Source organism: Variovorax sp. 10N432, assembly GCF_056394465.1.
Window position 1 is genome coordinate 1 of record NZ_JBFTHX010000010.1, and the last position, 12,002, is coordinate 12,002.

8 protein-coding genes and 1 pseudogene are annotated in these 12,002 nt (G+C 59.5%); 7 read left to right on the top strand and 2 right to left on the bottom strand.

Features of this window, described 5'->3' with window-relative positions; translation table 11 throughout:
- The 6 genes and pseudogenes from AC1DF3_RS13850 to AC1DF3_RS13875 all read left to right on the top strand — a co-directional run.
- Positions 1 to 231 (top strand): annotated as a pseudogene (locus tag AC1DF3_RS13850) (hypothetical protein); the annotation flags it as partial.
- Positions 232 to 382: 151 nt separating this feature from the next.
- Positions 383 to 1,441, top strand: a complete 1,059-nt coding sequence (locus AC1DF3_RS13855) for a YqaJ viral recombinase family nuclease (protein ID WP_478139914.1) — start codon at positions 383 to 385, stop codon at positions 1,439 to 1,441.
- A 314-nt stretch (positions 1,442 to 1,755) separates the two neighbouring features.
- A complete protein-coding gene (locus AC1DF3_RS13860; RefSeq protein ID WP_478139915.1) occupies positions 1,756 to 2,715 on the top strand; it encodes a recombination directionality factor in 960 nt (319 codons plus the stop codon).
- Between the two features lie 91 nt (positions 2,716 to 2,806).
- Positions 2,807 to 3,187, top strand: a complete 381-nt coding sequence (locus tag AC1DF3_RS13865) for a hypothetical protein (protein ID WP_478139916.1) — start codon at positions 2,807 to 2,809, stop codon at positions 3,185 to 3,187.
- A 232-nt stretch (positions 3,188 to 3,419) separates the two neighbouring features.
- Complete coding sequence (locus tag AC1DF3_RS13870) at positions 3,420 to 4,802, top strand: helix-turn-helix domain-containing protein (protein ID WP_478139917.1); 1,383 nt, start codon at positions 3,420 to 3,422, stop codon at positions 4,800 to 4,802.
- Positions 4,803 to 5,263: 461 nt separating this feature from the next.
- Complete coding sequence (locus tag AC1DF3_RS13875; RefSeq protein WP_478139918.1) at positions 5,264 to 6,691, top strand: YfjI family protein; 1,428 nt, start codon at positions 5,264 to 5,266, stop codon at positions 6,689 to 6,691.
- Positions 6,692 to 6,728: 37 nt separating this feature from the next.
- Here the strand turns inward: AC1DF3_RS13875 and AC1DF3_RS13880 are convergent, their stop codons facing one another.
- Positions 6,729 to 7,916 (bottom strand): helix-turn-helix transcriptional regulator, encoded by a 1,188-nt coding sequence (locus AC1DF3_RS13880; RefSeq protein ID WP_478139919.1) that lies wholly within the window; start codon positions 7,914 to 7,916, stop codon positions 6,729 to 6,731.
- A 337-nt stretch (positions 7,917 to 8,253) separates the two neighbouring features.
- On the opposite strand from AC1DF3_RS13880, the gene AC1DF3_RS13885 reads away from it, so the two are divergent.
- On the top strand, positions 8,254 to 9,324 hold the full coding sequence (locus AC1DF3_RS13885) for a hypothetical protein (RefSeq protein WP_478139920.1): 1,071 nt from the start codon (positions 8,254 to 8,256) through the stop codon (positions 9,322 to 9,324).
- On the opposite strand, the gene AC1DF3_RS13890 is transcribed toward AC1DF3_RS13885, so the two are convergent.
- The gene (locus AC1DF3_RS13890) at positions 9,321 to 11,957 is read right to left on the bottom strand and encodes a UvrD-helicase domain-containing protein (RefSeq protein ID WP_478139921.1); all 2,637 of its coding nucleotides are present in this window, start codon (positions 11,955 to 11,957) and stop codon (positions 9,321 to 9,323) included. The two genes, AC1DF3_RS13885 and AC1DF3_RS13890, sit on opposite strands and share 4 nt — an antisense overlap.
- Positions 11,958 to 12,002 lie beyond the last annotated feature (45 nt).

The window sequence follows — 12,002 nt, forward strand, 5'->3', positions numbered from 1 at the left end:
CCTCCGCGCCCTCAAAGACCGAACATCAAGCAAAGCAAGAAAGGAGGAAACAGCTACAGTTATCCACAGTCGGCAACCACGATGCCGGCTCCCATCCCCGGGTCAAAGTTCAACCGGCAGGGTGGGTCAAAGTTCAACCGGCGCCGACACCGCCTCGACAGCGCGTGGTTTGGACAGGGCGCGGCCGTCAAGCAGCGCGCGCTCGACGCGGCCCTTCAATTGGTTTCCTAGGTCTGGCGCCCGTCACCCCGTGGTTTCTCTTCCCCCGCGCAACGGCATAAGCCCCGGCCTTCCCCTCGAGGAGGCCGGGGCTTTGTGCTTCTGGGGTGACTGAAGGCCCTGACCGACTCTTTTCAACTCTCTCCACAGAAAGGACACCGCCATGGCGGAACCTCGTCCCGCGGGCTCTGCACCCGCTAGATTCCGGCCAGCCCTGAAGCTGGTCAAGACAACCGACCTCGATCGCGATCAATGGCTGCAGGTGCGCAAGGGTGGCATCGGCGGTTCGGATGCCGCAGCTGCAGTCGGCCTGAGCCCTTACAAAAGCCGGCTGGAACTCTGGCTCGAGAAAACCGGCCGCGACGCCGACCTGGTCCGGCCCGATCCCGAGGACATGCGCGCCCCCGTTTACTGGGGCACGCTGCTGGAACCCATCGTCGCGGCGGCGTACTCGCGCCACACCGGCCACCGCGTGCGCAAGGTCAACGCCGTACTGCGTCACCCAAGCGTGCCCTACATGCTCGCGAACCTCGACCGCGAAGTGCTCGGCGCTCCAGACGTCCAGATCCTGGAGTGCAAGACCGCCGGAGAGTTCGGCGCTCGTCTCTGGCGCGACGGCGTTCCCGAGTACGTCCAACTGCAGGTCCAGCACCAGTTGGCCGTGACCGGCAAGCAGGCAGCGCACGTCGCCGTGCTGCTTTGCGGCCAGGAGCTGCAGGTACATCGCATCGAGCGCGACGACACCCTGATCGCCCAACTGATTGAATTGGAACAGCGCTTTTGGCACCTGGTCGAAACGGACACGCCCCCACCGGCTGACGGCTCGGATTCCTCCGCCGCAGCCCTCAAGGCGCTCTGGCCGCAAGACAGTGGTGCGGTGCTGGACCTCCGGGGCGACCTGGAGATGTCAGCGACGTTTTCGGATCTCGTCGCGCTCAGGGGCTTGCTCGCCGGCACGGAGAAGCGCGAAGCCGAACTACGGCAACGGATCCAGCAGCGCCTGGGCGAAGCCTCGGTGGCTCGCTTCGACACAGGCGAAGTCCGCTGGAAGCGCAGCAAGGATGCCTCCATGCTGGACATCGATCGATTGTCGGCCGAGCACCCGGGCATCGTCGCGGGCTACCGCACCACGCGGCCGGGGTCGAGGCGCTTCACCGTCAAGGTGGACGAATCCCTGCATGGCGATCCGTCGCCGGCAGTGGATGGAGGGATGCGTTTATGAACATGCAACCCGGCCCCATGGAATTCCTGGCGGCGTTTGCCATCGTGCTCGGCACTGGCCTGCTGGCGGGGTTTGCGCTCGGCTGGTGGCGAAAGCCATGCCCCACCGCGCATTGATCGCCACATCTCACTGCGGCCGACGCTCGTCCCGTTGGCCACTCCCGCCGGAGGTCTCCCCCGACCTGGCTCGCCCGGCGCCCAGCCCCGTTCCGCTGGGGCTTTTTTCATGCTCGCCTGCCCCATGCGGATCGAAGGGGCAGGCACGGGCGTGGACCGATTTCACCTTCTTCAACCCATTCTTCACAAGGAGTCTTCATGCTCAAAGGACTGGCCCTCACGCCCCCTGTCGTGGGGCGAATCGCGATCGGCCGCATCGTCGAGCGCGACGGCAAACGCCTGCCCGCGAAAGACGACGAATTCGCACTCACCACGCAAGTCCAAGGACACGATGGTTGGGTGCCGCACCCGCTGGACGCCCAGCTTCGCAAGACCGCCAATGCCAAGCTGCGCGCCATTCCCGTGCGGCTGCTCTTCGACGACCCGGACCTCAATTTCAGAGCGCACTACAGCCTCTTCGACCGGGCGACCGGCCGGCCGCTGTGCGTGGGCAATGGCGAAACCGCCAGGCGCGCAACGCCAGGAGTCGGGCAGGGCATGCAATCGCTGCCGTGCCCGTCGCCGGAGGGCTGCGGATTTGGCGTGGCCGGCGGGTGCAAGCCCTATGCGCGCCTCAATGTGCGTGTCGGCGAGGAGGACGAACTTGGCTCCTTCATCTTTCGTACGACCGGGTTCAACAGCATCCGCACCCTGGCTGCACGCCTGCGCTACTTCTATGCGCTCTCGGGTGGCCACCTTTCGGCGCTACCGCTGGAGCTTCGGCTTCGCGGGAAATCCACCACCCAGTCGCACCGAGCGCCGATCTTCTACGTGGACCTGACGGTGCGCACCGGGTCGACGCTCGGCCAGGCACTGGAAGCAGCAAAGGCAGAAGTCGAGGCTCGGCAGGCGGCAGGCTTTGACCAGGCAGCATTGGATGAGGCGGCCCGCACGGGCTTTGCGGCCGGTGCCTTCGAGGAATCGGTCGAGGAGGGCGCCGCAGTCGTTGAGGAGTTCTTCCCCGACGAGCAGAACGGATCCGAAACCCAGCCTCGCCAATTCGGCGCCGCCTCAACCGGCAAGCCTTCCCTTGGAGCCAAGTTGCAGCAGCTCGTCAACGACAGGAGGCCCTCGACCGACAGCGGCGGCGAGGATACAGGCGAAGCGCCCACCGGCTGATGCGCTGAGCCTGATGCGCACATTCACGTTGGGCTGCCTACTCGTCAGGCGCGCGTTTGACCCAATCCGACTCATTCAACCCTATTGATCCATGAACTCCACCTCCAACATTCACTTCCACAAAAACGGCCAGACTCGCTTCGTCAAGCATGGCTTCAGCTGGCAGCTGTGCTTCTTCGGCCCTATCGCCTTCCTGATGCGTGCTCAATGGCCCCTGGCCTTGTTCTGCTCGGTTTTCCTGATCGCCGGCGTCTGCTCGGTCAGTGGCTTCCTGATCCTGGTGTTCGACGCGCCGGATCCGATCGTCGATCTGCTGAGCATCGCCATCCCCTGCGCGCTGGTCGGCCACTTCGGTAACCGCATCTCCGCGCGCAGCTATTTGAAGAACGGCTGGCTACCGGTGGGTGACTTCCCCCACGACTGGAATGTGCCGCCACTGCTGCCGACGACACGAACTGTCGAGACGAAGTAGTCGTCGGCATTGGCAGTTCGCACGCCATCTCCTGCCCCCTCAACGAAGAAGCACCTGCCGATCCGCCTTTGGGCGGATTGGATCGGGGGCTTTTCTTTTTTTGCGAACCCCTGGGTCGTTGACCAAAGGCTCGCCATCGGAGCCGCAGCAGCTGGGGACGCGGCATCACCTTATTTTTTGTCGTCTTTTTGACAACTAGACGGCAAAAATAGATCGGCGCACGATCACCCTCATGAAAAACGACAAAGCGAAATCTGTTGGGCGACCCGGGTTTGCCGTTGATCCTGCACGGTTGAAGGAGATGCGAAAAGCTGTGGGCTTGACGCAGCGCGCCTTGGCGGAGCGGGTCTATGAAAAGCTCGGTAAGCCGAAGGCCAGCTCGGGCGTGATGAAGCGAAGCTACCAGCGCTGGGAGCGTTCCGGCGCGATGCCGCTGGAAACCGCCAAGCACCTGGCCGACGAACTGGGCGCGACAGTGGCTGTGCTTCAGGGTGGCGTACCGAATGCGCCTGCGAATGCCGTCGATCAGATTGAAGCTCGGCTCAGGGAGTTCTCGGCGGGCGACGCGCCTTTGCTCGAAGCAGCGTTGCGAAGACTGGCGGACGCGGAAAACCCGATGCGAGAGCTGGCAATGGATGTCACCAGTCGGCTGGAGGTCGCCCAACTGAGTCAGGACAAGGCCGAACTCTCGAAGCTGGCCGCGCTGACCGGGTGGACATTGGAAGAGCTTCAGCGTCCCGCTGGCGCGCATGGCTACTGGCTGCTCATGCGAACAGGATGGCCTGGAGCTCACAAAACTGAACTCCTGCATGGCATTTCGCAGTTACTGTGGGAGGTCAGGCAAGACCTCGAGCAATCGCTTGGGATCGATGAAAGCGATGCACGCGTTTCCTTCCATGATGAGGCGCCCTGGTTTCGTATCGAAGTCCAGCATCCGCGGATCAAGGAGCGGGCGAGAACGCTTCGATTCGTCCGTGCCCAGCCGTCTGAATCCGGCCTACGGTGGACAAAGCCGGCCGGACTCGATCGCTTCTGGATTGACCAACTGCCTCAAGACGCTTTCGAGCTTGCCAACTTCGTGAAGGACTTTGCGGGCGATCACGCGACGCCCACCGACGTCACACATCTACGATTTGCGATCGTCAGGAACCCTAGCCCGAAGGATGTCGAAAAACATGGTCCTGAACTACGCCCCGAGATGGTTGCCCTTGCGAAGCTGAATCCGGAAGACCCACCGGCGTTGGTGCGGGCATCGTTCGATCGAGATGGCTGCGCTCACGACCTGATGACCAACTGGCTGGGCGGAGAGCTGTGGGAGCATTTGGTGCCGCTCCTGCAAGACTGGCCGCTTGAGTACTGGCGGCTGTCTCCCGCATCCGGTCGGATCAACTTCAGCCTCGAAGCCCCGCTGCGCGTGATGCTGGCGCGCGAACCTGCGCCTCGTCGGGACCCGATCTACAGCATTGTCCTCGTCGAGCAGCCTTCTGAAGATGCCCTGAGATCTGCGCCATGGCGTCGATCCAGCGTCGTGACTGTTCATCAACGCCTCCAGGTACTTTTGAACGAAGCCCGCGAAAAGGCCGGAGTCGAACCACCACGCGCCTTGACGCCGTAGCGCGTCCATCCACAAACCCATTGAGCGGCACGGGTGATTTGGTCCCGGGCTCGGCGTCGCTCGTCCCTACCAAACCGGAATCAGGAGAAAGCCATGACGAACTACCTCGAAAACGCACCCAGCAAGACCGGTAATCCTTCGGGCGGGGGCCGCGGCAACAACCCACCGCGTAGGTGACAAGCGGCGGTCAGTGCATTCGGGCACTGACCTGAGGCCGCATGAAACTAAGGAGGAGCGTGCCGAATTCTCCGGGTCGGCTCTCGCTGAATCCGATGCGAATCATGCGATCGGTGCCGACCAAAGGATCTCAACCTTGTTCAAGTAGGGAGGGCATTGCCAAGCAAGGATACGGATAGAAATAATTGATACATCTGCTAATATTGCTAAGTTTAGCAATATTAGCAGTATGCATCATGATTCAAACGTACCAATTTCGACCAGTCACTCGGATCGACTTTGGGATGTTGCCGCTGGTGTTCAGGCAGGCAGTATCGGCGTGCCATCAGCGTACGCAGGCGCCGCTGGAACTGGCCCTTGCATCCGCGCTCGGCGCCGCTTCGCTGGCATGCCAGGAGGGTTTCGACGTGTTGCGCCCGACAGGCAACGCCTCGCCGTTGAGCTTGTTTCTCCTGACCATCGCCGAGTCCGGCGAGCGCAAGACAACCGTCGACAACTACTTTCAGGCATCGATCCAGAAGATTGAGCGCAGCCGTTTGCAGAAGCAAAATCTGGAGGGAATTGACTCGAATGGAGTGCGCTACGAGGCTGCACTCAAAGCCTGGGAGATCGGGCAGACGGAATTGGAGCGCAGATATCGCAAGGCGCTCAGGGATGGCGTGTCCAGTGACAAGCTCACGGAGTTTGTGAAGGGGTTGGCGCGGGACCGTCCCTCTTCCCCTCAGGATGCCCGAATGGTCTTCATGAATTCCACACTGGAAGCGATCCTGGAGGCCTTGGCGACGCCAACACGCGCGATCGGCCTGATATCAGACGAAGGTGGCGTTGTCCTGGACAGTCGCATCTCCCAGCATCTGTCGTCCCTGAACGTCCTGTGGGAGGGGGGGGCGATCCATGTCGACCGGGTGTCGAAGCCAAGCTTTCACATCTCGAATGCCCGGTTGACCATCTCGATCATGAGTCAGCCTGGAGTGTTCAGAAGATTCATCTGGAAAAGAAATTCCGAAGCCAGGGACTTGGGTTTCCTCGCCAGAGCACTGACGTGCTATCCCCAATCGACACAAGGCTTCAGGAGAGTCTTGTCGTCGCCCGCTGAAGCTGTTCCATCTGAGGCTATCGGATTCCATGAAAGGATCGAGCAGGCGTTGAAAATCAGGCCCGCTGGCGCGCAGCGAAAAGAATTGATCTTTGAAGCGGATGCCGCCGACCAGTGGGTTCGCTTTGCTCAGTACGTAGAAGCCAACCTGGCGCCAAATGGCTACTTCAGTGGCGTCAGGGACTTTGGGTCCAAGCTGGCCGACAACGTGGCTCGCTTGGCGGGGATTTTTGCGATCTTTTCGGCCCGCGATGCGGATCCGAAGGAGATCAGCATCTACTCCGTGAGCAGCGCCATTCACGTCGGCATGTGGTACGCGCAAGAGTTTGTGCGCCTATTTGGCAGTGCGCAGCAGATCTCCGAGGACTACGAGCTAGGCAAGATGCTGGTGGAGTTTCTGTCGGCGAAGGAGCTGGAGCAGCAGCTGGTGGACGGCTGGTGTAAGGCATCCGAGGTGCTTCAGTATGGGCCGCCGAAGTTGAGGAAGGCTCGCGCGCTCGAGCAGGCGATTGCCTACAGCGGAGTGCATCAGATGATCGAGCTTCAGCATGACGGCCGGACGCGACTTGTACGGTGCAAGCGTGCCCGTGTCCCCATGGTGGTTGGGCGGGTCTAGCAAGCGCGATGTTGCTTTGAATCCACTGACGAACGCATCAGCGCTGCGCCCGGGATTCAATCCAAGCGTCTACCTCATCCTGGATGAATCGAACGGCACCGCCATTACTCTTGCTGCCCTCGGCTCCTTTGGGCTTGCCCCACAACGACACCGGTTGCGGAAAAGTGGGATCGTAGTATTTGCTGTGCGGATCCAGGCGTGCATAGATACTGGAGCGCTTGAGTCCCACGCGGCGCTCCAGCTCGGGCATGCGCAACATCACTTTGCCGAGTGCAGGCTGCAAAGTCGGCGTCGGCATTGACCGAACGCCTGATGCCGGGGCAGGCTCCTGCTTGGCTTGTTCGACTTTTGTGGGGGTCTTCGGGGATGGCTCGGTTGAAATCGCGGCCTCGGTTGTGCGCGTGGTGTCCCGTTTAGCAGCGTCCTCCTTCTCGAAGCGCGAGGCCAACTGCTTGGCGTATTGCGCCGAGATGCCGAAGCGCTGCGCCACCAACGCCAGGTGACCTGAGCGCACGGATTCCAGGATCTGATGTCGATCCTGCGCTGACCATTGCCGGCGTGGCTGCTGCTGCGGCTGTCCCTGTGGTACCAATCCCGGACTCGTTGCGCCCGGCGAGACGGAGGCGGTGTTGGGATGCGCTGTGCCGATGCCCGGGGAAGCCACGGACACCGGACCCGGGCCCTGGAGCATGGCCTGCAGATCCAGTGCCATCGGTCTCAGGTAGCTTCGCACATCCTCGTGGGGCACATAGGTGATCAGCTGGAAGTGCGGCATCACTGCCATCCGGTCGACGTCGAAGTGCCGCATGCGCCCCTGCGCGATGGCGACCTTCAGCGCGGTGTCATGGACCCGCCGGGCGCTTTGGCGCAGGCTTCTGAGTGCGGCTACATCGTGCTCGGTGTACAAGGCCGGTTCCCAGGGCGGGCGATCAGGAAGGTCCCGATAGGCTCGCAGAAAAGCCGCTAGCTCCTCCCCGTTCATCACCGGCCTCAAGGGCGGCAGGTGGCTCTTCTGCGCTTGCAGCAGTGCCCGCAACACATCCTGCTCTTCAGCGCTGATCGATTCGCGGGCCGTGTAGACCCCCGCCTCGGGATGAAAGCGGCGCTTGCCGAGTACCCCTGGCAGACCGGCGAGGGCCGGCGGGTCCGGGTGTAGCGCCTCGGCGATCAGATGCAGGAGGTCCTGGTAGGGGATGAGGCCGGCTGTTTGACCCAGTGCGTGCATGGAGGCAGATGCGAGTCGCTGTCTGAAGAGAGATGGGCATTCTGCCAAGTTCCGGCATCTGTATCAGACGCCGCGCAAAAAATAATTGCTAGCGCAAAGATGTATATGAGAAAAGCTCGCCGCTACCACGGGCGGAACGGTATTTCCTCGTCAACAGAACCCGGATTTCCTGGGTTTTTAGTGTTTCCTATTTACGCTTCTTATGAAATGCCAATCTTCCCTTCTACTTCTTTTATCTGCACATCCCTTTGAACATTCTCCTCCTAGTTTGACTGACCCTTTCGAAAAGGGTCGATTCGATGAGATCAACTAATTCAGACCATTCGGAAGGAGTGTCATGGACTGCACAGCAGACTACCCAACCGTCTACAGGCAGATCGATGTCAACAGTAACATCGATTGGTTCCTTGGGAGCGAGCACCGCCTGATCAAGAAATGCGAAAACTATGGCAGGATGACTGCCCGCAGTCAGATCGAAGCGCTAGTCAGAACGATTGAGAAAACCGCGGAAGACGCTTTTCTCATCGAAAAAGGGGGGATCACGTACAAGGTTAAATCTCCCAAGCTGGTGTTTTTCTATCCCTGTGTCAATCGATTTCTGAGCGAATACACGGATCAATATCATTACAGCTCCAGAATCAAGCTATTCCTCAAGGGATTGCAAGCACTCGGAATCACACCCGGGTTCTTTGAGTTTCAAAAGCCACTGCAGGTAGACCCAGGTTCAGGTGAGCGTTATGGGGAGCTCTTCAACCAGTTGATCCAGTCTGTGCGTCAGTTGGGGCGCCAGAGGAAATTCAAGAATGCTTTGAAGGCATATGAGCAGACGGTTCGCCGACGGGAAGCCAAAGGGATGATGTGGGAGCACAACCTCTTCGAGTGGCGCTCCCGGCAGGTCTTCGTGCTCCTTCACCTCGGCTACAAGGAAGCCTACCGGCCCCAGATCACGCCAGAAATGATCCAGGGCCACCGCGATGCCCTGTTGGAAAACCGGCGGATGAACAAGCTGCTGCGAGGCATCAACGGATACATCTGGAAGTTGGAGGACGGCGACCAGACAGGCCTGCACTTGCATGTCCTCATCGCGTACAGGGAGGACGCGAATTCAGCGATTCATATTGCCGATCTGATTGGACGGTACTGGGAGAGCGGGATCACTGGGGGCATGGGATCGTTCTGGAACGGCAACAAGACTTGGCCCAAGGACGGCAAGGAAACCGGCTTGGGCAAGGTCGATCGCCATCAGGTGGGCAAGCGCGAGGCGCTGCGCGAGCGCATCCGGTACCTGACCAAGAGCGATCAGTATTTGAGGTGCAAGCATCTGGTGGGCTTGCGCGCAATTGGAATGAGTAGGCCCAAGCAGAAGGTCAAGCGGGGCAGGCCGCGTACGGAAGGGGCGCCAGCCTAGCCAAAGTGCTGATAGAGCGACTTCCAAGACTCTTCACTTATGATCAAGTGACGTCTTCTGGGATCCTGCATGGTCGAATAGAAGCTCCCGAAATCCTTCCATTCGGTCTGCTTGCTCTTTGAGCCTTGCAGTTTGTCTACACCGCTGACCTTTGCCACGATGATGTCCTGGACTACTCTTGGGAGACCGGTCGCGTCGAGAGTTTTGAGGAATTGCTGACCATTCAGATTCCACATCTCGGGATCGTGACGCTTGGGAATGGCAGGCGTAGGCATCTGGAGCTGATCGATCTCCAGAGGCTCCGCGTGCTCTTGAAAGGTCGTATCCGTAAAGGTATCTCGCGCCGCCTCAAGAAATCTCGATAAACTTCCGCTGTACGAGACAATCAACTGTGTCTTTGCACGGGTCATCGCAACATAGAGGCGGCTTAGATCGCGGAAAGACTCTTCTTCGGGGAGCTGTGGGTGCGGCATTACAGCGGATGTGCAATTCACCACGACGACAGCGTCGAACTCGAAGCCCTTTGTTTGCTCAAGATCTGAGATAAATACTTGAGCCGCCCGGAGATCCGTTCGAGCGCACAACGCCTGTATTCCCAGCTGCGATCCCAGCTTCTCAACGGCACTCTGCGTATAGCCGCAAACTGCCAGACAGTAGCGTTGGGTGGTTCCTGTGGATTCAGCCAGCGACTTAAGATAGCCGAGGCCATACGCAATCTCTTGTTCGATGGAGCTTGCCTGGATCAAGAGCGGATTCGGAGAAGCAAAGCTCGCATATTCCGGGGGGAGGACCTCGACATTGGCTGCGCCGTGGGGGATCCCTTCCAATGAGCGCGTGAGGACAGCGTGAGCAGCCGTCAAGATTTGACGACTGTTGCGATAGTTCTGCTTGAGCGAGGCAGATCGACCGCTCGTATCGATGCCTGCGTGTGTCAGATCGGTATGCTTGGTATAGATTCGCTGCGCAGCGTCTCCGCACAGAAAAAGATCATTTGGACCTTCCTTAGTCAGTTTCCTCAGGATCTGGAGTTCGAGGGTGCCCAAGTCCTGGACTTCGTCCACAAGAACACATCGATACGTGGGCTCAAGCCGGTTCACGAATTTTGAGAGAGCGGCGACGATGCCAATGCCGTCGACAACCCCGACGGCACCCATCTTTTTCTCCCAGCCATCCAGCCCATCCAAGACGGCGAGACGATATCGCTCCTCCAAGCCGACAACGCGACCTTGGCGTTCCATGTCTAGATACTCGTGCCGGTACCCTGGTCGAAATCTGCTCCGCACATAGTCGAGCTCCTGGCGAAGGTAGTCGCTCGCATAGATGCCGCGAACGCTGAGCGTCTGAACGACCTCGAGCATGCTGTCCGCATCATGGTTGTTGTTCTCGCACAGGAAATACTCGCGCCATATCTCGTCAACCTCTTCAGAGATTGCATGCGGATTCTTCGCGATGGTGCGGGTGGTGTAGTAATCGCGCTTCGTCGGCTCGAACTCCATGAGCTGTTGAAAGCAGAGTTCGAAAATCGAAGAAACTTGGATGTTCTTGGGGCGACTTTCGCCTCGAGCGGCGTTGATCAAACCGTTAATCAAGGAGGCGAGGGCATCACTGAGGGTGACGATAAGGACCGGCTCGTTCTCGTAAAGGTCCGCGAGCCGAAGCGCCCGATGCACGATGACGCAGGTTTTCCCAGATCCACTCACGCCGGCCAGCCGCGCCGGTCCATCGAAATCCTTCTGAACATGTTGACGCTGTGCAGGATGCAAGTACAGCATCCATTGTTCGAAGGAGGCTGTCTGCACGAAGTGCTGGAACAATACAGGATCAACGTCCTCGATAAGAACTGTTGATTCGCCCGATTGAATCTGCGAAACCTGCTGCTCCTGTAGCGCCATCACTGGCGTGGCTTTCCCTGCCCAAGTGTCAATGCGCACTTTCGCGTTGATAACGTCGCCAGATCTCAACGAGAGCAGCACATCGAGCACGGTATTTCGGCGCGCCTCGTCGTCGAAGATGAGCGCGACATTCTGAATCTCGTCGTCACTCGAAATTGATTCGATTTGGCGTACGTGTGTCAGGACGTCACTCGGCAAATCGTCGAAAATGCGTTCGATATAGCGAGTCGGTAGCAGGTCTATGAGTGCGCCCGTGCTGAGGTCTGGGTTCGCGGCGATCCAGCCGTCGACCCCTTGCGTTGGATTCGACGCCCGCGTCTTTTGCAGGACGAGGACTTCACCGGACTGCCGAGCCACGAAGTCCAGTCCCTTATTGCGGTCGAGCCATTTGTCGACGGCGTCGTGGTCGCCGCAGAAAAGGAATAGGCAAATGCGGTTGTTGACGACGGTCACCAAGCGAGAAAACCTTGTAAGGTCGTACTTAATGCAATGCGGGATGCGGCTTTCCCCATGATTCGTGGTGGGCATCCCCTTGAAAACCGCTTCGAATGATTCCCTTGCATGAGCGCGTCCCCAGGCGGCCTGGACCGTTTGGGCTGCCTTCTGATACAGACCTCCCTTTTGATACAGATTTCGAAGAGAAGTCGTGAACTCATTTCCCTCCAAAAAACGCATATCCGTCGCCATCACCATCGCCATGGGTTCCTTCTCCGTATCGGCGCTTCTATGAGCCTTGTTCATTCTTCGCCCCGTTCTGGCGCCCTTGTCCGGCGTCGAGGGAGCTTG